This window comes from Polaribacter ponticola (assembly GCF_026191475.2).
Taxonomy (GTDB): Bacteria; Bacteroidota; Bacteroidia; order Flavobacteriales; family Flavobacteriaceae; genus Polaribacter; species Polaribacter ponticola.
In genome coordinates, this window is the sequence record NZ_JAOSLC020000003.1 from 2,103,271 (window position 1) to 2,123,061 (window position 19,791).

Consider the following 19,791-nt stretch of genomic DNA (forward strand, 5'->3'; position numbering starts at 1 on the left):
TTATTTAAGAAAAACTGAAATTATTTTTTGTATAGAGCTGCAAATGTACATTGATTAATTGTTAAGCCTCTCTTATATGTACTTTATATTATTTTATAAGTTTTTAACCCAAAAAAAAGATGCTTTTTAGCATCTTTTGAAAGTATAAAATCCTTTTAATTATCTTCTTCTTCCTCTATTTTTTCCGCCTCTAATAAGGCCTAGAACAAATAAAATTACAATAGCTCCAGATGCACCTATAATTATTTGATTTAAGATAGAATTACCAACATTAATAGTTAAGCCTAATTTAGCAAAAGCCCAACCACCAACAAAACTACCAGCAATACCAATAATAATATTTATTAATAATCCGTAGCCATTATTTTTCATAAGAGCATCAGCAATATAACCACAAATTGCTCCAATAATAATTGTATATAAAATTCCCATTTTGTAAAAATGTTTAATTGATTAATTAATGCTAATTTAGTAAAAAAATAAAAGGTTGTTTTTTTTAGCTAAATGAACATGTAAAAAGGTTCAATAGCAGTGTTTTAACTTTAAATTTAAAGAGTACAATGAAAATAATTATACGCAGTTTTCTTTTCTTATTTAGTAGTATTTTACTTGGTCAGCAGATTTCTACAAGTTCTTTAGAGGTAGAAAAAGCTTTAAATGAGAAATCTATTTTAGAAAATACATCTCTAGTTAAGAATGTTAATTTTACCAATATTGGCCCAACAATTATGAGTGGACGAGTGGTAGATGTTGCAGTAAACCCAAATAATAGTACAGAGTTTTATGTAGGTTATGCTTCTGGTGGTTTATGGTATACAAATAATAATGGTACAACTTTTACGCCTGTTTTAGATAATTCGCCAACACAAAATATTGGTGATATTGCTGTAGATTGGAAATCTGGAACTATTTGGGTTGGAACAGGAGAAAAAAATTCTTCTCGCTCTTCTTATGCCGGAATTGGTGTTTTAAAATCTACGGATAAAGGTAAAACGTGGCGTAATGTTGGTTTGTTAGATTCTCATCACGTGAGTAGAATTCTTATCAACCCAAATAATAAAGACGAAGTAATTGTTGGAGTTATTGGTCATTTATATTCTTCAAATATAGAAAGAGGTGTTTTTAAAACTATTGATGGTGGTAAAACCTGGAACAAAACCTTATTTATAAACGACCAGACAGGAGTTATAGATGTTGCAGTTGCACCAGAAAATTTTAATATTATGTATGCTGCTTCTTGGGAAAGAAATAGAAAAGCTTGGAATTTTGATGGAGATGGTACTAATTCTGCAATTTATAAAAGTATAGATGCAGGTAGTTCTTGGAAAAAGATTGCAGATAAAAGTGGTTTTCCAACAGGAAATGGAGTTGGTAGAATTGGTTTAGCGGTTTTTAATGAAAACACTGTTTATGCATTGCACGATAGTCAATTTAGAAGACCAAAAGATAAAAAAGGAAAATCTACAGATGCGTTAACTAAAGAAGATTTTAAAACAATGTCTACTTCGGTTTTTTTAAATCTTACTGATAAAAAACTAAATTCTTACTTAAAAAATAATGGCTTTCAAGAAAAATATAGAGCAGAAAACGTAAAACAAATGGTACGTGTTGGTTCTGTAAAACCGATAGATTTAGCTAAATATTTAGAAGATGCAAATTCTATGTTGTTCGATACTCAAGTAATAGGTGCAGAGGTTTTTAAAACCACAAACGGTGGAGTTTCTTGGAATAAAACACACGAAGATTATTTAGATGGTGTTTATAGTTCTTATGGTTATTATTTTGGAGAAATTAGGGTCGATTTACAAAATGAAGCTGCAATTTATGTAATGGGCGTTCCTATTATAAAATCTAAAGATGGCGGAAAAACGTTTACATCTATCAGTAAAGAAAACGTACACGCAGATCATCAAGCGCTTTGGGTAAACCCAAAAAAATCTGGTCATTTATTAAACGGAAATGATGGTGGTTTAAATATGTCTTATGACGATGGAGAAAATTGGAACAAGTTAAATGATCCTGCAGTTGGTCAGTTTTATGCTGTTTATGCAGATAATCAAAAAAACTATAAAGTGTATGGCGGTTTACAAGATAATGGCGTTTGGGTAGCCAATAATAATGCAAGAATCGATAAAAGTTGGTTGCAAAGAGGTAAGAATCCGTACGAATCAATTATGGGAGGCGATGGTATGCAAGTGCAAGTAGATGATAGAAATCCGAATATTGTGTATACTGGTTATCAATTTGGAAATTATTTTAGAATTAATAGAGAAACTGGTAAAAACGAATACATTCAACCAAAACATACTTTAGGTGAAACTCCGTATCGCTTTAATTGGCAAACACCAATTCATTTGTCAAAACACAACCAAGATATTTTATACTTAGGAGGAAACAAATTGCATAGATCTTTAAATAAGGGTGATGATTGGGCAACTATTTCTGATGATTTAACAAACGGTGGAAAAAAAGGAAACGTTGCTTACGGAACTTTAACTTCAATTTCTGAAAGTCCTTTTCAATTTGGGTTAATTTATACAGGTTCAGATGATGGTTTTGTGCATGTAACAAAAAACGGAGGAGGAAGCTGGAATCGTATTTCTAATAACTTGCCTCAAAATTTATGGGTTTCTAGAGTCATAGCATCATCACATAAAAAAGAAAGAGTTTACGTAACATTAAATGGGTATCGTTTTGATGATTTTACATCTTACGTATATATGTCTGAAGATTTTGGAGTAACCTGGAAAAATATTGGAGAATCCATTCCAACATCCGCAGTAAATGTAATTAAAGAAGATTCTGCAAACGAAAACTTATTATATGTTGGTACAGATAACGGTTTGTATGTTTCTTTTAATAAAGGAGTTTCTTGGCAAGTATTTAGTAAAAATTTACCCAATGTTGCAGTACACGATTTAGTAATTCAGCCAACAGCAAAACATTTAATTGTAGCAACACATGGTAGAAGTTTGTATAAAGCAGATATTGCACCTTTGCAGGAAATGACAACGGATATTTTGGTTAAAGAAAATCATCTTTTTCAATTAATTCAGTTAGAAAAAGTAGAAATTGGGGAAGTTCTTGGAGTAAATGGAGAGCACCAAATTTACCGAAAATTAATATTCCTTTTTATGTAAATGCTGATAAAAAAATAACCTTGCATATTTTTTCTGATGGAGTAAAAGTAAATTCAATTACTGTAGATGCAGATAAAGGTTATAATGAAGTAATGTACGATGCTTCTTTTTCTGAAAAAGGAAAAAAAGCATACTTAAAAGCAAATAAAGATGCAAAAGTTTCAAAAGCTAAAAACGGAGTTTATTATTTAGTAAAAGGTAAATACACCGTTAAAATTGCTGGTGAAACATCTGAATTTGAAATTAAATAAAGCAATAAATTTCCCTTTAAGTTTATAAAGTTTAAAGGGGTTTTTAAAGAATGATAAAATATATTACAATACTTTTTATAGTATCTACAACCTCAATTAATTCTCAATCTAATTTAAAAAGTTTTTTTGAGCTTTCAGGGCCTAAAAGAACTTGGGTTTTATTTCATCCCTTTAAAGCTAAAAAATCTTTAGCGGTTTCTAAAGAAGCCAATAAAGTTGCAGATTCAATAAAAAAAACAAATTTGTTAGATGGCGATGCTGCTGGCGGGCAAGTAGATGCTTTTAGACATGCTTATTGGATGGCTCGTTTACGTCAAGAAATTGGTAAGTCTTCAGCACGTTCTTTAGGAAAGGCACACGAGAAAGAAAATTACTTAACGTTTAAAGAGCGCAAGTTAGAAGATGGAGTTTTACCAGATGAAATTTCATCAACAATGGATTTGTATAATAACGAGCAAGGTTTAAAACTTACAAAAAGAAAAGGTAAGATTTCTTCTAAAACACTTGTTTATAAAGTTGTGAATGCTATTAAGCTAGGAAGTATGAAAATTATCAAAAAAGATAAAAATAGAAATTTTCTAACTTGTAACGGTAAAATAATTTCTAAGGAATCTTTGAAAGCAAAGTGGCAAAATAATAAATGTTTGGTGGCTTCTAATCAGGTAAATAAATAAGTAGTTTAAGTATAAATAAATAAGTAATTTAACAAAAACTTTGATTTTTGTTAAACGTTTAATTGGTTTTATTTATAATAATTCTAAATACAAACGAAAACGTTGTAAATTCCTTGTAATACATTTTGTTAAGATGTATTTTTGTATCTAAAATTTTAACTAACGTATACAATGAGCGGATTTTTCAAATCTTCAATTGGAAGAAAAGTGTCTATGGCGCTTTCAGCATTTTTTCTAATGTTCTTCCTATTACAACATTTTGCAATTAACCTTTTATCAGTTTTTAGTCCCGATACTTTTAATGAAGTTTCACATTTTATGGGAACAAATCCTTTAGTACAGTTTGCATTGCAGCCTGTGTTAATTTTTGGAGTTGTTTTTCATTTTGTGATGGGTTTTATTTTAGAATTAAAAAATTCTAAAGCAAGAAACGTTTCTTATGCTAAAAATAATGGTGGCGCAAATTCATCTTGGATGAGTAGAAACATGATTTGGAGTGGTGTTGCTATTTTGGCATTTATCATTTTACATTTTATCGATTTTTGGTTTCCAGAAATCAACACAAAATTTATACAAGGAGATTGGTCTGGTTTACACGATGGGCAATTTAGATATTTCCACGAGTTACAAGAAAAATTTGTAAACCCTATTAGAGTTGCTGCTTATGTTATGGCATTTGTATTCTTAGGATTGCATTTAGCACACGGTTTTACGTCGGCATTTCAATCTATGGGTTCTACTTCTGGTAGAAAAAAGACGTTACAAACAATTGGTAAAGCATATTCAATTATAATTCCTTTAGGATTTATAATTATTGCACTTTATCATCATTTAAATCCAAACCATTAATCTAGATAATTATGGCTTTAGACTCAAAAATACCAAAAGGTCCATTAAAAGATAAATGGACAGATTATAAAAATCATATCGATTTAGTAAATCCTGCAAACAAGCGTAACATAGATGTTATTGTAGTTGGAACAGGTTTAGCAGGTGGTTCTGCTTCTGCAACTTTAGCGGAATTAGGCTACAATGTAAAAGCATTTGCTTATCAAGATTCTCCACGTAGAGCGCATTCAATTGCAGCTCAAGGAGGTATTAACGCTGCAAAAAACTATCAAGGAGATGGAGATTCTTTTTACAGATTATTTTACGATACTGTAAAAGGTGGAGATTACCGTTCTCGTGAGGCAAACGTGTATCGTTTAGCGCAAGTTTCAGCAAATATTATAGATCAATGTGTAGCTCAAGGTGTTCCTTTTGCACGTGATTATGGTGGTTTATTAGACAACCGTTCGTTTGGTGGAGTTTTAGTTTCTAGAACTTTTTATGCAAAAGGACAAACAGGACAACAATTATTATTAGGAGCTTATTCTGCAATGAATCGTCAAATTGCTCGTGGAAAGATTGAAATGTTCAATCGTCATGAAATGTTAGACGTTGTTAAAGTTGATGGAAAAGCTCGTGGAATTATAGCACGTAACTTAGTTACTGGTGAAATTGAACGTCATTCTGCTCATGCAGTAGTAATTGCTTCTGGTGGATATGGAAATGTATATTTCTTATCAACCAACGCAATGGGTTCTAACGCAACTGCTGCTTGGAAAATTCATAAAAAAGGAGCATATTTCGCAAATCCTTGTTATACACAAATTCACCCAACGTGTATTCCACGTTCGGGAGATTATCAATCTAAACTGACGTTAATGTCAGAATCATTACGAAATGATGGTAGAATTTGGGTTCCAAAAAGTATGGATGATGTAATGGCAATTAGAGAAGGTCGTAAAAAACCAACTGATTTGTCTGAAGATGAAAGAGATTATTATTTAGAAAGACGTTATCCTGCATTTGGTAACTTAGTGCCGCGTGATGTTGCCTCAAGAGCAGCCAAAGAGCGTTGTGATGCTGGTTTCGGTGTAAATGCAACTGGAGAAGCTGTATATTTAGATTTTAAATCAGCTATTTCTCGTTACGGAAAAGAGCAAGCAAAATTACAGAATATTGCAAATCCTTCGGAAGCGAAAGTGTACGAATTAGGACAAGCTATTGTAGAGGCTAAATATGGAAACTTATTCCAAATGTATGAGAAAATCGTAGATGAGAATCCATACAAAACGCCAATGATGATTTATCCTGCAACTCACTATACAATGGGTGGAGTTTGGGTAGATTATAACTTAATGACAACTGTAGATGGATTGTATTGTATTGGTGAAGCAAACTTCTCTGATCATGGTGCAAATCGTTTAGGAGCTTCTGCATTAATGCAAGGTTTAGCTGATGGATATTTTGTATTACCTTACACTATTGGAGATTATTTATCTAACGATATCCGTACAGGAAAAATACCAACAGATACAAGAGAATTTGATGAGGCAGAGAAAGAAGTACAAGATCGTATTGATTTCTTCATCAATAATAAAGGAGAACATTCAGTAGATTATTACCACAAGAAATTAGGAAAAATTATGTGGGAAAAATGTGGAATGGCACGTAACGAACAAGGTTTAAAAGAAGCTATGGCAGAAATTAAAGCTTTACGTGAAGATTTCTGGAAAAACGTAACAGTTCCTGGAGATGCTAACGAAATGAATCCTGAATTAGAGAAAGCTGGTAGAGTAGCAGATTTCTTAGAATTAGGTGAATTATTTGCAAAGGATGCATTAAATAGAAACGAATCTTGTGGAGGGCACTTTAGAGAAGAATCTGTTGAATTAGACGGATTACAAAAAGGGGAAGCTAAACGTAATGATGAAGATTTTGCGTATGTTTCTGCTTGGGAATATAAAGGAGAACCTGCAGACGCAGTTTTACACAAAGAAGAATTAGAGTTTAACGATATTGAATTGAAGCAGAGGTCTTATAAATAGACATTAGCGAAATAGCGATGAGGAAAAAGGGGAATGAGTAGCATAAAATCATACAAAGAGTTAATAGTTTGGCAAAAGTCTATGAAACTTGTAACAATGGTTTATGAACTTTCTAAAACTCTTCCTACTGATGAAAAATTTGGTTTAATCAGTCAGATGAGAAGATGTTCTGTTTCTATTCCTTCTAATATTGCTGAAGGCTGGGGAAGATTATCAAGAAAAAATTATATTCAATTTTTAAGAATCTCCAGAGGTTCTTTATTTGAGTTAGAAACACAAGTATTAATAACAAAAGAATTAAACTATATAAATGATAGCGTAATTATTGAAAGTTTAATTATTGAAATAAGCAAAATGCTAAATTCTTTAATTAAAAAGTTAGAAGAAAAGAACTAAACCTTCTTTTCGCTTTTCGCTAATCACTCAAAACTAATAGTATGAATTTAACTTTAAAAATCTGGAGACAGAAAAACGCAAGTGATAAAGGGAAAATGGTAGATTATAAAATATCTGACATTTCTGAACATATGTCTTTCTTAGAAATGATGGATGTTTTAAACGAACAAATAATTAATTTGGGTGATGAACCTGTTGCATTTGATCATGATTGTCGTGAAGGAATTTGCGGTATGTGTTCTATGTATATTAATGGTGAAGCTCATGGTCCAGATCGAGGTGTAACTACTTGTCAGTTACACATGCGTTCTTTTAAAGATGGTGATACTATTACTATAGAGCCATTTAGAGCTGCAGCATTTCCTGTAATTAAAGATTTAGTGGTAGACAGAAGTTCTTTTGAACGTATCCAACAATCTGGTGGATATATTTCTGTAAATACATCGGGTAATACACAAGATGCAAACTCAATTCCTATTTCTAAAGAAGCTGCTGATAAAGCAATGGACGCAGCAACTTGTATTGGTTGTGGAGCTTGTGTTGCAACGTGTAAAAACTCTTCTGCAATGTTATTTGTGGGTGCAAAAGTATCTCAATATGCTTTATTACCACAAGGACAAGTAGAAGCAACTGATCGTGTTTTAAACATGGTTGCACAAATGGATGCTGAAGGTTTTGGAAACTGTACAAATACAGGTGCTTGTGAAGTTGAATGTCCTAAAGGAATTTCTTTAGAAAACATTGCAAGAATGAATAGAGAGCTTATGAAAGCTTCTATTTAAAACGTAATTTCGAGTTTTTACGAAGCAATCTTATATTTCAAAAACATGATAATTTTCATTTCGAAATGAGTTTTTTAAGCCATTGAGAAATCTAAATAAATTTAAAAATAAATAACCCAAAACTAATTTAGTTTTGGGTTATTTGTTTTTTGAAACTTATAGTTATTTAAATCCTTTAAAAAGTCTTCTGGAGAGGTTTTTAAGGCATCTAAAATTTTTAACAACCTAATGCTGTCTAATTTAGTTTTACCGGTTTCTACTTTAAAATAACCGCTAAATGTCATATTAAGTTTAAAAGCTAAGTCTGCTTGAGTAATGTTTTGCTGTTTTCTTTCTTTTACAATTTTTGCTAATATTTTTTTTGATTTCTCTTCAAATTTCTCTCTCTCTTTCTCTCTCTCTTTTTCTCTCTCTTTTTCTCTCATTTTACTTTTCAAGAGCCAAAAATAAAACAAAAAATTGAGGTTTTACTTTCCATTTTGGACTACCTATTTTTAAGGAGAAGATTTACCTCCCCAAAAACAGGTAGTCCAAAACGGGAATGGATTTATTTTTTTTAATGAAGAATCTTTCTCAATTTTGGAAAAACAAAATTGCTAAAAACACAAATTTTATCTAAAATTAACCAATGTTATTACGAGAGTAATGAGACAATCTGTATAAAAACAAAAAACCTCCGCTTGCGGAATTAAGAAATATAAAAATTACTAAATAAATGTATCACTTAAAACAAATGCCTATGTAAATAAGCAATAACAAACAGAGGAAGTTTTGCAAAAGTAAACCTTTTTCTACAAGTATTTTTATAGAATTTTAAACTTGTTAACTCATATAAAGTTCTAAAAATTATTAAATAACAAATTCAAATGAATAGTTTGGATTACAAAAGTTTATAGTATGAAAAAATTAATTTTAGGAATGGTTTTTGTTTTTGCAACAGGAACAATGATGAATGCAAATACTGCAACAGGTATTGAAAAACCAAATGATTGTTTTGAAGATGCTTGGGAGTTTGGAGAAGAAGAAGGTGGTGGAGATGAAACGCAAGAGTGGTATTGGATGAATAAGTATTATACAATGTGGTGTGAGTAACAATTAAGTAAGGTTGTTGGAATTTTTCTGACAACCTTTTAAATTAATAAAAACAATATTATGAGTAAATTAATTACATTGGTTTTTTTATTTTTTTATTTTTCCATCAAGTTCTCAACAGTTTAATGGTATAGTTGAATATGGAAAAAAGTCTAAAGAGAAAGTTTTTTCTAAATTAGATTTAAAAAGCAAAAAAGAAAATCCATCCAGGTATCAAAAGTTTCAAAAAATGAGAGAAATGATTGCTGAAGCAGAAAAAAAGTTAATTTTTGAGTTTAGATTTACAAATAATACTGCCTTTTTTAAAGCTAAGCCAATTTTAAAATCAGAAGTTAATAAAAATTCAAGTTTAAGGTTTGGGCCTTATGATTTAGGTAAATATTATAGTAATAATAGTATTAACTTATTAGAGTTAAACGCTTTTGGAGAATTGTTTTTAATAAAAAAACCAAAATTAAAATGGATTATAACTAAAGAAATCAAAAAAATTGGAAATTATAATTGTTATAAGGCAACAACAGAAATCATTATTAATAGTAAAGGAAAAAAAGAATAATAACTGCTTGGTTTACTTCTGAAATACCAGTTTCCTTTGGTCCTTTAGGTTATGCTGGTTTACCTGGTTTAATTTTAGAATTAGAGGTTTATAAAAAAATATATTATGCTAAAAAAATCACTATAAACCCAAAAGAAGAAATAAAAATAGAGAAACTAACAAAAGGAATTAGGGTAACTGAAAAGGAATTTCATGAAATGGCATCATCAACAATGCAAAAATTTAAAAAAAATAAAGGATATTAATTTCTTTTTATAATCCATGAAGAATCTTTCTCAAATTTTGGAATAGAAGATTGTTAAAACACCACGTTTATCTAAAATTAATCAATTTTATTATTAAATAACAAATTCAAATGAAAAGTTTGGATTACAAAATTTTATAGTATGAAAAAATTAATTTTAGGAATGGTTTTTGTTTTTGCAACGGGAACTATAATGAATGCGAATATTTCCAATAACACTCAACCCGATGATGATTGTTTTCAAGATGCATGGGATTATGGGACTGAGAATGGAAATGGGAACGAAACACTTGATTGGTTTTGGGCAAATGTATATTATCAGATAGTTTGTGAAGGTAAAAAATTAGGAGAATTAGATTAATCAAAAAAGGCTATTAGTAAGTTTAATAGCCTTTTAAAATGACAAATATGAATACTAAATTGAAAATTATCTTTTGTTTTTTTGTTTTTACTCTTGAAATATTTTCTCAAGATTTTAATGGAATTATAGAGTATGGTAAAAAGTCAGAAATTCAATATCCATCTAAAAAGTATAAAGACTTAGAAGAAGAAAATTTTTCAAAGTTTAAAGAGTTTCAAAAAATGGATAGATTAATTTCTCACTCTGAAAAAAAATGACTTTTGAGCTAAAAATAGCTAATAAAAGTAGTTTTTTTGAAGCAAAAACAATTTTAGAAACAAAAAATAATAATATTTTAAAAATAGGAATGGGCCTTTATGGTTCTGGAAAATATTATAATAATTTTAGCGAACAATTAATGCAATTAAATGTTTACGGTGAGTTGTTTTTAATAAAAAAACCAAAATTAAAATGGATTATAACTAAAGAAATCAAAAAAATTGGAAATTATAATTGTTATAAGGCAACAACAGAAATCATTATTAATAGTAAAGGAAAAAAAGAATAATAACTGCTTGGTTTACTTCTGAAATACCAGTTTCCTTTGGTCCTTTAGGTTATGCTGGTTTACCTGGTTTAATTTTAGAATTAGAGGTTTATAAAAAAATATATTATGCAAAAAAAATTACTATAAACCCTAAAGAAGAAATAAAAATAGAGAAACCAACAAAAGGAATTAGGGTAACTGAAAAGGAATTTCATGAAATGGCATCATCAACAATGCAAAAATTTAAAAAAAATAAAGGATATTAATTCTTTTTATAATCAATGAAGAATCTTTCTCAAATTTTGGAATAGAAGATTGTTAAAACACCACGTTTATCTAAAATTAATCAATTTTATTATTAAATAACAAATTCAAATGAAAAGTTTGGATTACAAAATTTTATAGTATGAAAAAATTAATTTTAGGAATGGTTTTTGTTTTTGCAACAGGAACAATGATGAATGCTAACTCGTCAAATGACGGAATAGTTAATACAGAAATAGAAGATATTCAAATTCTAGGTTGTGCAAGTGACTGTGTTTCTGACGCTAGAGAAGGAGCTTTAGAGTTTTCAGAAGATCATACAGATAGGGGTGCTGGAGGAGACTTAATGACTTACTATAATATGTTTTATCAATCATGTTATGATGCAAACTGTGGGAATTAATTAATATTTTATATGTCTGGAGATTTTTCTTCAGGCATATTTAAACTGAACTTCATATGAAATTATTAAAATTAAACTTAACTTTTTTTCTGTTTTCGTGTCACTTATAGCTTTATCTCAACAAAACACTAATGGTATTATTCATTATGAATCTACTATTAATGGTAAAAAAATGAGTAGCTACATTAATAAAAAAGAAAAAAATAAAGAACAAACGACTTGTAAAAACTTTAGATAAAGTTTTTTTGTATACAAAGCCAATTAAATCTACATTAATGTTTTCTAATGGTAAGGGTTTGTTTAAAGTAGAAGATAAATTAAGTACAGACATTCATAATTTAGGGCAAAGAATTAATAAAACAAGTGCAGGAGGATCAAAAGAATATTTTTATAACGATAGAACTAAAGAGTATTTAATTAAAGATTGTGAAAGTATAGGAGAGTGTTTCATATTTACTAATAATTTTTTAGAGTGGCAACTTACACAAGAAACAAAAATGATAAATGGCTTTATAAGCTATAAAGCTACAAGAAGTAATGGTAAAGTTGTAGCTTGGTATACTCCCTCTATTCCTATAAGTTTTGGTCCAAAAGGAGAATATGGTTTGCCAGGTTTAATTTTAGAATTAGAAATAGGGAAAATCATTTTTAAAGCTACTAAAATAATATTTAACCCAAAGAATGCACCAAAGATTAAACGACCTAAAAAAGGGAAACGACTTACTTATGGAGAGTATGAAAAAGAATTAAAAAAAGCAAAGAAAAGTGTTTTTGGTAAAACAAAATAGTCGCGCTTCTAATTATAAAAAGGAAACAAGAAAAAAATAGAAAGGTTGTTTTTGTATTTGCAACAACTACTATGATAAATGCAAACAGTATTAAAAAAAGATGATTGAACAGGAATCTTGTTTTGAAATAGCAAATAGACAATCTATGGTTCTTGCTATATGGTTAAATTTAAATATGGAAGAAGAACATACAGCATTTGGTGTTCTTTATGATGACTGTATGGATGGACAAGATGATAATTTTTTCTTTCCAGAATAAAAAAACAAAAAATAAAGCATGAAGAAACGTAATATTTCTTCATGCTAAAAACTTAGTTTATGAAAATAAAAACAATAATTTTTTTATTATTTACATTATTTACTTCTAATTTCTTATGCCAAACAAAAAATTATGAAGGAGAAATCATTTATGAAGCAGAATCAATAATTGGAAATTTAGAAAATTTAAAAGTTAAAGGTTTTTCAAAAAACCAAGAAATAGAATTTAAAGCATTATTAAAAAACCAAACTAAAATAAAATACAAACTTCTTTTTAATAGAAATGCATCTATTTTTAAACAAATTAAAAAACTTAATAAAAATGACAATAAATTTAATTTAACTCAAATTATTGGAGGTAAAGGAGTTTTTTATGTAAATAAATTAACTAAACTAACAATAAATCAAAAAGAGTTTTCAGATGAAATATTCTTAGTTGATATTCCGCAGTTAAATTGGAAACTTACACAAGATAGCAAAAAAATCGGAAAATATATTTGCTACAAAGCAACTACAACTAAAGAAATAAATACTAGTAGAGGCAAATCATTAAGAAAAATAATAGCTTGGTACACTTTGCAAATCCCATTTAATTATGGACCTAAAGAATATAATGGATTACCTGGTTTAATTTTAGAGTTACAGCAAGATAAGTTGTTATTTAGAGCTTCTAAAATTAATTTATTTTCAGAGAAAAAGTTAGAAATAAACAAACCAACAAAAGGTAAAAAGGTAACATTGAAAGAGTATGATTCTATTGTAAAAGAAGTTTATTACAGTCGAAGAAGAAAGAAATATTGAGGTTGAAACTCTTATAAATTAAATTCGTTTTTAAAAAGAAAACAAACCAATGAAAAGCCTTTTTATAATTTTAATATTATTTTTTTCAGTAAACTTATTTTCTCAAAACATAAGTGGTAAAGTTACTTATGTTCTCTCCTTAGAGCCTATTCAAGAAAAAAAGATAGATTCTATGGTTGCTAAAAGTGACTTTAAAAATGCTAAAATGGAAAAAATGATGAGAGATATATTTAAAAACACACCAGATGTAAATGCATATTTAGAATTTAACAATCAAAAATCTATATATTTTGTAGAAGACAAAATGGAAGTTGATGGTAAAGCTAAATTGAATATGAATAGGGTTTTAGCTGGTGGAGATAATAAAATTTATAAGAACATCAAAACAAAAGAATATTTAAAAGAAAACCTAAGAGAAAACTTATTAATTGAAAAAAAGAGAAAAAATGGAAAATTACTCAAGAATCAAAACAGATAGGTAAATACGTTTGTTTTAAAGCAATTGATATAGAATCTACAAATACAAAAATGAAACCTATTGCATGGTTTACACCGCAAATACCTGTAAGTTTTGGTCCTTTAGAATATAATGGTTTACCAGGTCTAGTTATTTTAGTGGAAATGAGCAATAGAACAATAAGTGCATCAAAAATTGTATTAAATCCTAAAGAAAAAATTGAATTTAAAAAACTGATTAAAGGAGATAGAATTACTGAAGAAAAGTATAATGAAAAAATGAAAACTTTATGGAACAGTATTAATAAAAACAAAGAATAATATTTATGATAAAGCAAAACATTATTTATTTCTTTATGTTTTTTACAAGTATCATTTTTTCTCAAAAAGTAACCTTCTCTGGGTCTGTAAAAGATAGTTTACAAACGCCAATGCCTTATGCAAACGTAATTGCAAAGCCCAAAGACATTTCTAAAAACTTACAGTTTGCCATAACAGATAACGAAGGGTATTATAAATTAAATTTAACAAAAGGAGACACAATTACCATTAGTATTTCTTATTTGGGTTACAAACCCATAGATTATAATTTTATCGCTTTAAAAGACATCAAAAAAGATTTTATTCTAAAACCTTCTTCAGAACAATTAGATGAAGTTATTATAGAAATGCCAGTAACTGTTAGAGGTGATACCACAATTTATAAAACCAGTAAATTTATAAATGGTACAGAACGTAAACTTAAAAATATTTTAAAAAAATTACCTGGTGTAGAAGTTGATAAAAATGGAGGCGTTACAGTGCAAGGTAAAAAAGTAACCAAAATGTTGGTAGATGGCAAGAAGTTTTTTGGTGGTAACTCTAAACTGGCTGTAGAAAACATACCTGCAAAAGCAGTTGGTAATGTAGAGGTAATTGATAATTACAACGAAGTTGCATTTTTAAAAGGCGTTACAGATTCTGATGAAATGGCAATGAACATAAAACTAAAAGAAGATAAAAAACGTTTTGTTTTTGGTGATGTAGAAGTAGGTAAAGGCAATAAAGACTTTTATAAAACCAATGCAAATTTATTTTATTATTCGCCTAAAACCAATGTAAATTTTATTGGAAACCTAAATAATGTTGGCGAAAAAACATTTACGTTTAGAGATTATTTAAGTTTTTCGGGTGGAATTAATGCTGTTTTTAGTGGTAACTTCAATTGGAAAGGTGGAGATTTTTCCCAATTTTTAGAAAGTAGAGATTTGTTAACCAGCTCACAAAAATTTGGTGCATTAAACATTACAAAAGTTGCTACTAAGAAATTAGATATTTCTGGTTATGCTATTTTTTCGAGCTCTAATACTACTAGTTTTGTAGAAAATTTTAATGAATATACGACTTTTTCAGAACAAAAAACGAATAAAACCAACGTAGAAAATTTATTAGGTATTGGCAATTTAAATATAGAATACAACCCTAACGAGTTAGAAAAATGGCATGCAAGAACTCAAGTAAAAAGAACAAACAATACCAAAGAAAATAATTTAACGTCTTTAATAGCTACTAACACTAATACAATTTTAACAGATAGAGATCTAACAGCAGCTTATATTAACCAGAATATAGAATGGCATAAAAGGCAGAATGATAAACATACGTTTTCTACTGTTTTTAATTATGTGTTTGATAAAAGTGATAAAACAAATTATTGGCAAACACAAAACGATGCTTTTAGCGGATTAATACTTAGAAAAGAACAAGATTTGTATAGAATTCATCAACTTAAAAATACCAAAGAGCAAAATATAGATGCAATTTTTAAGCATTTTTGGGAAATCAATAACAGCAATCATATTTATACAACTTTGGGTAATAAATTCTTAAACGAATATTTTTTAACGGATGATTATCAAATACTAGATAATAATACAATTCATAGTTTTGCAAATGGCGAATTTGGCAATGACTTAAATTTTAAATTAAACGATTTGTTTTTAGGAGTTCATTATAAATTTAGAGCAGGTATTTTTACGTTAAAACAAGGTTTATACGCTCATAATTATAGTTGGAAAATAAACCAGCAAACGAATTTAAATAAAAGTAAATGGGTTATTTTGCCAGATTTTTTAGTTAAAATTGAATTTAATAAATCAAAAAAAATAAATATTAATTATAGTTTAAAAACCTCATTTTCAGATGTTAGTAAGTTTTCAAATCGGTTTTATTTACAATCGTATAATTCCGTTTTTAAAGGAAATGAAAACGTAGAAAATAATTTGTATCACACTGCGCGTATTTATTACAGAAGGTTTAGTTTGTATAGAGGTTTAATGATGCATGCAAGTATCAACTATAATAAACAAATAAGAGGTATTCGAAGCACAGTAGATTTTAATGATGTAAATCAGTTTTTAACGGTTAAAATGTTTGATGATCCGTCTGAAGATTGGAGAGGAAATTTTTACACTTCAGAAAACAATTAAAAGCCTAAAATACAAGTTAGATGTTGGTTTTAATAGCTCTAAATACATTCAAGAACTAAATGGTAATTTACAAACCAATAAAAATAATAGTTATGATTATGAAGTTGGTGTAGAAACCTTGTTCGATAATTTTCCAACAATAGAAGTTGGTGTAAAAAGAAACATTGGTAAGTTTACAGCAAGTACAAGCACATCAAAATTTATTACTACAGAACCTTTTATAACTATAGATTATGATTTTTTAAAAGGCTTTATTTTTAATTTTGATTACAGCAAAAGCAATTATCAAAACAAAACGTTAGGTCAAAAAAATGTGTATGAAATTGCCAATGCAACCTTGTCTTACAAACAAGAAAATAGTGCTTGGTCTTATAAAATTAAAGCTCAAAATTTATTAAATGCACAATTTAAACAAAGCAATGGTTTTTCAGATTATTTAATTTCTGATACTAAAACATTTATTTTACCAAGAATAATTATGTTTTCTGTTGGATATAATCTTTAGATTCAATTATCAATTGCAGTGTTAGTTTCTTATTCAACAATAGAAAACCGAAAACCGATACTGTAAACTGCCAACTAAAACTACTTTCTTCCAAAATCTGCAGGAATTTCTCCCCAAGCTTTGGTTTCCCATTTTAAAATAGGGTTTTTGTAGGTGTTTTCTTTCAGCCAGTTTTCTGCTCTTTTTATCAATTCTAATAAATCTTTATTAGAAGCATCAAAAACCATATTGGTTCTACATTGTTTCTTTTGTACCCAACTCATGGCAATTTTAGAATCGGAATAAATAGGAAGATTGTGTTGATTTTTGCTTTTTAATAAGGCAATACCGTGTACTAATGCTAAAAACTCACCAATATTATTTGTCCCTTTTTTAAAAGGTCCTTTTATAAAAATTTGCTGTTTGTTATGTGTTAAAACACCTCTGTATTCCATTTTACCAGGATTTCCAGAACAAGCAGCATCTACAGAAATACTTTCTAAATTAGGCGAACCGTAACTAGATTTTTCTGCGGATGATAAGGTTGGTTTTTTAGTGTTTTTACCTTTATAGTCTTCATAGTTTTTGGTGGATGCAATTTCTGCCTCATTTAAATCTGCAAAAGATTTGTATTGAGCGCCTTCAAAACCATCAATTTGTGCTTTACAAACCTTCCAAGAAGTAAAAACTCCTTTTTTACGACCATTCCAAACTACGTAAAACTTTTTTTACTCATTAATATCTAAAATTACATCTTCAATAATTCTAGGAAAGTAGCGTTGCTCTAAAATATGAATTTTTTCGGCGATTGTTTCAGGTGTATCCTCTACATTTAACGCTGTTTTTGCCTGAAATATGATGGCTCCTTCGTCATAATTCTCATTTACGTAGTGAATTGTAATGCCAGTTTCAGATTCTTTATGCTCTTTTACGGCCTTATGAACATTCATTCCGTACATTCCTTTTCCGCCATATTTTGGTAACAATGCAGGATGGATGTTGATGATTTTATTAGGAAAAGCAGCAACAATTTTTTCTGGAATTCTCCATAAAAAACCTGCCAAAATAATAATATCTGCTTGTTCTTTTAGAAGGTTTAAGATGGTGTCTTCTTTAGAAAACTCGGTTCTATTAAATAATAAACAATTGGCATTTAGATTTTTACACCTGTCAAAAATTTTGGCATGCTCATTGTTACACAACACTTGAGTAACTTTAGCAGTCTTAGTGTGATTAAAAAACTTAATAATATTTTCTGCGTTCGTTCCAGAACCAGAAGCAAAAACAACAATACGCTTCATATCTATATAACTAGAGTACAAAAAAAGGAATAATTATTAACAAACTGGTTATTTTTTAAGAGAGATTAAACATTTTTATTTATCTTTAATAATCATTTTTCGAGCAAAAGTTAGTTAGAATTAATAAGATTCGTATTTTTGCCCCGATTTAAATTTTAAAAAACAAACAAAATTATGTCAGACATTGCATCAAGAGTAAAAGCTATTATCGTAGATAAATTAGGAGTAGACGATAATGAAGTAACAACAGAAGCTAGCTTCACAAACGATTTAGGAGCAGATTCTTTAGATACTGTTGAATTAATTATGGAATTCGAAAAAGAATTTGATATCCAAATTCCAGATGATCAAGCAGAGAATATCGGAACAGTAGGTCAAGCAGTTAGCTATATCGAAGAAGCAAAAAAGTAATATTTATATGCAATTAAAACGAGTTGTAGTCACTGGACTTGGCGCTTTAACGCCCATTGGTAATAATATTGAAGAATATTGGAACGCATTAGTTAACGGAGTTAGCGGTGCAGCGCCTATCAAATGTTTTGACGCTGCCAAGTTCAAAACTCGTTTTGCATGTGAATTAAAAGACTTCGAAGTTACGGACTTTATTAACAGAAAGGATGCCCGTAAAATGGATAGGTTTACACAGTATGCAATGGTTGCTTCAGATGAGGCAATTGCAGACTCTAACCTAGACTTAGAAGAAGTAAACAAATTTCGTGTAGGCGTAATTTGGGGAGCAGGAATTGGAGGTTTAGAAACTTTTCAAAACGAAGCAATGAATTTTGGAGCTGGAGACGGTACACCAAGGTTTAATCCTTTCTTTATCCCAAAAATGATTGCAGATATTGCACCAGGTCATATTTCTATTAAAAACGGATTTATGGGGCCTAATTATACAACTGTTTCTGCATGTGCATCTTCTGCAAATGCAATGATAGATGCTTTAAATTATATTCGTTTAGGACATTGTGATGTTATTGTTACCGGTGGTTCTGAAGCGGCTGTAACCTATGCAGGTGTTGGTGGTTTTAATGCAATGCATGCTTTATCTACTAGAAATGATGATTGTGAAACTGCCTCAAGACCATTTGATGCAGAACGTGATGGTTTTGTTTTAGGAGAAGGAGCAGGAGCCATTGTTTTAGAAGAATATGAGCACGCAAAAGCTAGAGGAGCTAAAATCTATGCCGAGGTTATTGGTGGAGGTATGTCTTCTGATGCGTATCATATGACAGCGCCACATCCAGAAGGATTAGGTGTAATTGCTGTTATAAAAAATTGTTTAGAAAATTCAGGTATCAATCCAGAAGATGTAGATCATATAAATACCCATGGTACTTCTACACCGCTTGGTGATGTAGCAGAATTAAAAGCAATTTCAGAGGTTTTTGGCGATCATGCTAAGAACATTAATATTAACTCTACAAAATCTATGACTGGGCATTTATTAGGTGCTGCAGGTGCTATTGAATCTATTGCTGCTATTTTAGCAATGAAACATAGTATTGTGCCACCAACAATAAATCATGCCAATATAGACGAGAATATAAATCCAGAATTAAATCTTACGTTAAACAAAGCTCAGAAAAGAGAGGTTAAGATAGCGATGAGTAATACATTTGGATTTGGTGGCCATAACGCTTGTGTAGCCTTTAAGAAATTAGAGGAATAGT

General features: G+C 29.4%; 25 protein-coding genes and 2 pseudogenes. 23 read left to right on the plus strand and 4 right to left on the minus strand.

All coding sequences use genetic code 11. The annotated features are described in order from the left end of the window. Positions 1 to 159: 159 nt before the first annotated feature. The gene (locus tag N5A56_RS14845) at positions 160 to 432 is read right to left on the minus strand and encodes a GlsB/YeaQ/YmgE family stress response membrane protein (RefSeq protein WP_265726875.1); all 273 of its coding nucleotides are present in this window, start codon (positions 430 to 432) and stop codon (positions 160 to 162) included. 128 nt (positions 433 to 560) lie between these two features. On the opposite strand from N5A56_RS14845, the pseudogene N5A56_RS14850 reads away from it, so the two are divergent. From N5A56_RS14850 to N5A56_RS14875, 6 genes and pseudogenes are all read left to right on the plus strand, one after another. Continuing rightward, positions 561 to 3,391 (plus strand): annotated as a pseudogene (locus tag N5A56_RS14850) (glycosyl hydrolase). A gap of 50 nt (positions 3,392 to 3,441) precedes the next feature. Then, on the plus strand, positions 3,442 to 4,065 hold the full coding sequence (locus tag N5A56_RS14855) for a DUF6973 domain-containing protein (protein ID WP_265726876.1): 624 nt from the start codon (positions 3,442 to 3,444) through the stop codon (positions 4,063 to 4,065). 171 nt (positions 4,066 to 4,236) lie between these two features. Beyond that, positions 4,237 to 4,914 (plus strand): succinate dehydrogenase cytochrome b subunit, encoded by a 678-nt coding sequence (locus N5A56_RS14860; protein WP_265726877.1) that lies wholly within the window; start codon positions 4,237 to 4,239, stop codon positions 4,912 to 4,914. 11 nt (positions 4,915 to 4,925) lie between these two features. Beyond that, positions 4,926 to 6,938 (plus strand): fumarate reductase/succinate dehydrogenase flavoprotein subunit, encoded by a 2,013-nt coding sequence (locus N5A56_RS14865; protein ID WP_265726878.1) that lies wholly within the window; start codon positions 4,926 to 4,928, stop codon positions 6,936 to 6,938. A 33-nt stretch (positions 6,939 to 6,971) separates the two neighbouring features. Then, positions 6,972 to 7,334 (plus strand): four helix bundle protein, encoded by a 363-nt coding sequence (locus N5A56_RS14870; RefSeq protein WP_274270516.1) that lies wholly within the window; start codon positions 6,972 to 6,974, stop codon positions 7,332 to 7,334. A gap of 41 nt (positions 7,335 to 7,375) precedes the next feature. Continuing rightward, positions 7,376 to 8,116, plus strand: coding sequence for a succinate dehydrogenase/fumarate reductase iron-sulfur subunit (locus N5A56_RS14875; protein ID WP_265726879.1), 741 nt, complete (start codon positions 7,376 to 7,378; stop codon positions 8,114 to 8,116). Positions 8,117 to 8,238: 122 nt separating this feature from the next. On the opposite strand, the gene N5A56_RS14880 is transcribed toward N5A56_RS14875, so the two are convergent. Further along, a complete protein-coding gene (locus N5A56_RS14880) occupies positions 8,239 to 8,541 on the minus strand; it encodes a helix-turn-helix domain-containing protein (protein WP_265726880.1) in 303 nt (100 codons plus the stop codon). Positions 8,542 to 9,013: 472 nt separating this feature from the next. Between N5A56_RS14880 and N5A56_RS14885 the strand changes: the two genes are divergently transcribed. The 15 genes from N5A56_RS14885 (at position 9,014) to N5A56_RS14955 (ending at position 16,838) form a co-directional block, all read left to right on the plus strand. Then, positions 9,014 to 9,208 carry a hypothetical protein gene (locus N5A56_RS14885; protein WP_265726881.1) on the plus strand — a complete coding sequence of 65 codons (195 nt, stop codon included), beginning with the start codon at positions 9,014 to 9,016 and terminating at the stop codon, positions 9,206 to 9,208. A 130-nt stretch (positions 9,209 to 9,338) separates the two neighbouring features. Next, positions 9,339 to 9,764: a GLPGLI family protein gene (locus N5A56_RS14890; RefSeq protein ID WP_274270594.1), complete on the plus strand. Its 426-nt coding sequence runs from the start codon at positions 9,339 to 9,341 to the stop codon at positions 9,762 to 9,764. A gap of 23 nt (positions 9,765 to 9,787) precedes the next feature. Next, a complete protein-coding gene (locus tag N5A56_RS14895; protein WP_265726931.1) occupies positions 9,788 to 10,009 on the plus strand; it encodes a GLPGLI family protein in 222 nt (73 codons plus the stop codon). Positions 10,010 to 10,150: 141 nt separating this feature from the next. Further along, positions 10,151 to 10,369, plus strand: a complete 219-nt coding sequence (locus N5A56_RS14900; RefSeq protein ID WP_265726883.1) for a hypothetical protein — start codon at positions 10,151 to 10,153, stop codon at positions 10,367 to 10,369. Positions 10,370 to 10,416: 47 nt separating this feature from the next. Then, complete coding sequence (locus N5A56_RS14905) at positions 10,417 to 10,626, plus strand: hypothetical protein (protein WP_274270517.1); 210 nt, start codon at positions 10,417 to 10,419, stop codon at positions 10,624 to 10,626. Beyond that, the gene (locus tag N5A56_RS14910; protein WP_274270518.1) at positions 10,623 to 10,916 is read left to right on the plus strand and encodes a GLPGLI family protein; all 294 of its coding nucleotides are present in this window, start codon (positions 10,623 to 10,625) and stop codon (positions 10,914 to 10,916) included. Before N5A56_RS14905 ends, N5A56_RS14910 begins: the two co-directional genes overlap by 4 nt. A 23-nt stretch (positions 10,917 to 10,939) precedes the next feature. After that, positions 10,940 to 11,161: a GLPGLI family protein gene (locus N5A56_RS14915; protein WP_265726932.1), complete on the plus strand. Its 222-nt coding sequence runs from the start codon at positions 10,940 to 10,942 to the stop codon at positions 11,159 to 11,161. Positions 11,162 to 11,301: 140 nt separating this feature from the next. After that, positions 11,302 to 11,562 carry a hypothetical protein gene (locus tag N5A56_RS14920; RefSeq protein ID WP_265726885.1) on the plus strand — a complete coding sequence of 87 codons (261 nt, stop codon included), beginning with the start codon at positions 11,302 to 11,304 and terminating at the stop codon, positions 11,560 to 11,562. Positions 11,563 to 11,807: 245 nt separating this feature from the next. Then, positions 11,808 to 12,350 carry a GLPGLI family protein gene (locus tag N5A56_RS14925; RefSeq protein ID WP_265726887.1) on the plus strand — a complete coding sequence of 181 codons (543 nt, stop codon included), beginning with the start codon at positions 11,808 to 11,810 and terminating at the stop codon, positions 12,348 to 12,350. Positions 12,351 to 12,450: 100 nt separating this feature from the next. Continuing rightward, positions 12,451 to 12,609 (plus strand): hypothetical protein, encoded by a 159-nt coding sequence (locus tag N5A56_RS14930; protein ID WP_274270519.1) that lies wholly within the window; start codon positions 12,451 to 12,453, stop codon positions 12,607 to 12,609. 59 nt (positions 12,610 to 12,668) lie between these two features. Next, a complete protein-coding gene (locus N5A56_RS14935; RefSeq protein WP_265726889.1) occupies positions 12,669 to 13,409 on the plus strand; it encodes a GLPGLI family protein in 741 nt (246 codons plus the stop codon). A gap of 49 nt (positions 13,410 to 13,458) precedes the next feature. Beyond that, positions 13,459 to 13,887: a hypothetical protein gene (locus N5A56_RS14940; protein WP_265726890.1), complete on the plus strand. Its 429-nt coding sequence runs from the start codon at positions 13,459 to 13,461 to the stop codon at positions 13,885 to 13,887. Next, complete coding sequence (locus N5A56_RS14945; RefSeq protein ID WP_265726933.1) at positions 13,884 to 14,186, plus strand: GLPGLI family protein; 303 nt, start codon at positions 13,884 to 13,886, stop codon at positions 14,184 to 14,186. Before N5A56_RS14940 ends, N5A56_RS14945 begins: the two co-directional genes overlap by 4 nt. A 5-nt stretch (positions 14,187 to 14,191) precedes the next feature. After that, complete coding sequence (locus N5A56_RS14950; RefSeq protein ID WP_265726891.1) at positions 14,192 to 16,333, plus strand: carboxypeptidase-like regulatory domain-containing protein; 2,142 nt, start codon at positions 14,192 to 14,194, stop codon at positions 16,331 to 16,333. Further along, positions 16,281 to 16,838: a hypothetical protein gene (locus N5A56_RS14955; protein WP_265726892.1), complete on the plus strand. Its 558-nt coding sequence runs from the start codon at positions 16,281 to 16,283 to the stop codon at positions 16,836 to 16,838. The genes N5A56_RS14950 and N5A56_RS14955 overlap by 53 nt, the downstream gene beginning before the upstream one ends. Before the next feature lie 80 nt (positions 16,839 to 16,918). Here N5A56_RS14955 and N5A56_RS14960 read toward each other — a convergent pair. Together N5A56_RS14960 and purN are read right to left on the minus strand one after the other, a co-directional pair. Then, positions 16,919 to 17,545 (minus strand): annotated as a pseudogene (locus tag N5A56_RS14960) (ribonuclease H1 domain-containing protein); the annotation flags it as partial. Next, entirely contained in the window at positions 17,546 to 18,118 is a 573-nt protein-coding gene (gene purN / locus N5A56_RS14965) for a phosphoribosylglycinamide formyltransferase (RefSeq protein WP_265726893.1), read from the minus strand. A gap of 174 nt (positions 18,119 to 18,292) precedes the next feature. On the opposite strand from purN, the gene N5A56_RS14970 reads away from it, so the two are divergent. Continuing rightward, on the plus strand, positions 18,293 to 18,529 hold the full coding sequence (locus N5A56_RS14970; RefSeq protein WP_004569249.1) for an acyl carrier protein: 237 nt from the start codon (positions 18,293 to 18,295) through the stop codon (positions 18,527 to 18,529). Positions 18,530 to 18,536: 7 nt separating this feature from the next. Then, on the plus strand, positions 18,537 to 19,790 hold the full coding sequence (fabF, locus tag N5A56_RS14975; protein ID WP_274270520.1) for a beta-ketoacyl-ACP synthase II: 1,254 nt from the start codon (positions 18,537 to 18,539) through the stop codon (positions 19,788 to 19,790). The last annotated feature ends 1 nt before the right edge of the window (position 19,791 follow it).

Excerpts from the sequence above, each read along its gene's own strand:
- N5A56_RS14845 (WP_265726875.1), bottom strand. The coding sequence starts at position 432 with ATGGGAATTTTATATACAATTATTATTGGAGCAATTTGTGGTTATATT.
- N5A56_RS14855 (WP_265726876.1), top strand. The coding sequence starts at position 3,442 with ATGATAAAATATATTACAATACTTTTTATAGTATCTACAACCTCAATT.
- N5A56_RS14860 (WP_265726877.1), top strand. The coding sequence starts at position 4,237 with ATGAGCGGATTTTTCAAATCTTCAATTGGAAGAAAAGTGTCTATGGCG.
- N5A56_RS14865 (WP_265726878.1), top strand. The coding sequence starts at position 4,926 with ATGGCTTTAGACTCAAAAATACCAAAAGGTCCATTAAAAGATAAATGG.
- N5A56_RS14870 (WP_274270516.1), top strand. The coding sequence starts at position 6,972 with ATGAGTAGCATAAAATCATACAAAGAGTTAATAGTTTGGCAAAAGTCT.
- N5A56_RS14875 (WP_265726879.1), top strand. The coding sequence starts at position 7,376 with ATGAATTTAACTTTAAAAATCTGGAGACAGAAAAACGCAAGTGATAAA.
- N5A56_RS14880 (WP_265726880.1), bottom strand. The coding sequence starts at position 8,541 with ATGAGAGAAAAAGAGAGAGAAAAAGAGAGAGAGAAAGAGAGAGAGAAA.
- N5A56_RS14885 (WP_265726881.1), top strand. The coding sequence starts at position 9,014 with ATGAAAAAATTAATTTTAGGAATGGTTTTTGTTTTTGCAACAGGAACA.
- N5A56_RS14900 (WP_265726883.1), top strand. The coding sequence starts at position 10,151 with ATGAAAAAATTAATTTTAGGAATGGTTTTTGTTTTTGCAACGGGAACT.
- N5A56_RS14905 (WP_274270517.1), top strand. The coding sequence starts at position 10,417 with ATGAATACTAAATTGAAAATTATCTTTTGTTTTTTTGTTTTTACTCTT.
- N5A56_RS14910 (WP_274270518.1), top strand. The coding sequence starts at position 10,623 with ATGACTTTTGAGCTAAAAATAGCTAATAAAAGTAGTTTTTTTGAAGCA.
- N5A56_RS14920 (WP_265726885.1), top strand. The coding sequence starts at position 11,302 with ATGAAAAAATTAATTTTAGGAATGGTTTTTGTTTTTGCAACAGGAACA.
- N5A56_RS14930 (WP_274270519.1), top strand. The coding sequence starts at position 12,451 with ATGATTGAACAGGAATCTTGTTTTGAAATAGCAAATAGACAATCTATG.
- N5A56_RS14935 (WP_265726889.1), top strand. The coding sequence starts at position 12,669 with ATGAAAATAAAAACAATAATTTTTTTATTATTTACATTATTTACTTCT.
- N5A56_RS14940 (WP_265726890.1), top strand. The coding sequence starts at position 13,459 with ATGAAAAGCCTTTTTATAATTTTAATATTATTTTTTTCAGTAAACTTA.
- N5A56_RS14950 (WP_265726891.1), top strand. The coding sequence starts at position 14,192 with ATGATAAAGCAAAACATTATTTATTTCTTTATGTTTTTTACAAGTATC.
- N5A56_RS14955 (WP_265726892.1), top strand. The coding sequence starts at position 16,281 with ATGATCCGTCTGAAGATTGGAGAGGAAATTTTTACACTTCAGAAAACA.
- purN (WP_265726893.1), bottom strand. The coding sequence starts at position 18,118 with ATGAAGCGTATTGTTGTTTTTGCTTCTGGTTCTGGAACGAACGCAGAA.
- N5A56_RS14970 (WP_004569249.1), top strand. The coding sequence starts at position 18,293 with ATGTCAGACATTGCATCAAGAGTAAAAGCTATTATCGTAGATAAATTA.
- fabF (WP_274270520.1), top strand. The coding sequence starts at position 18,537 with ATGCAATTAAAACGAGTTGTAGTCACTGGACTTGGCGCTTTAACGCCC.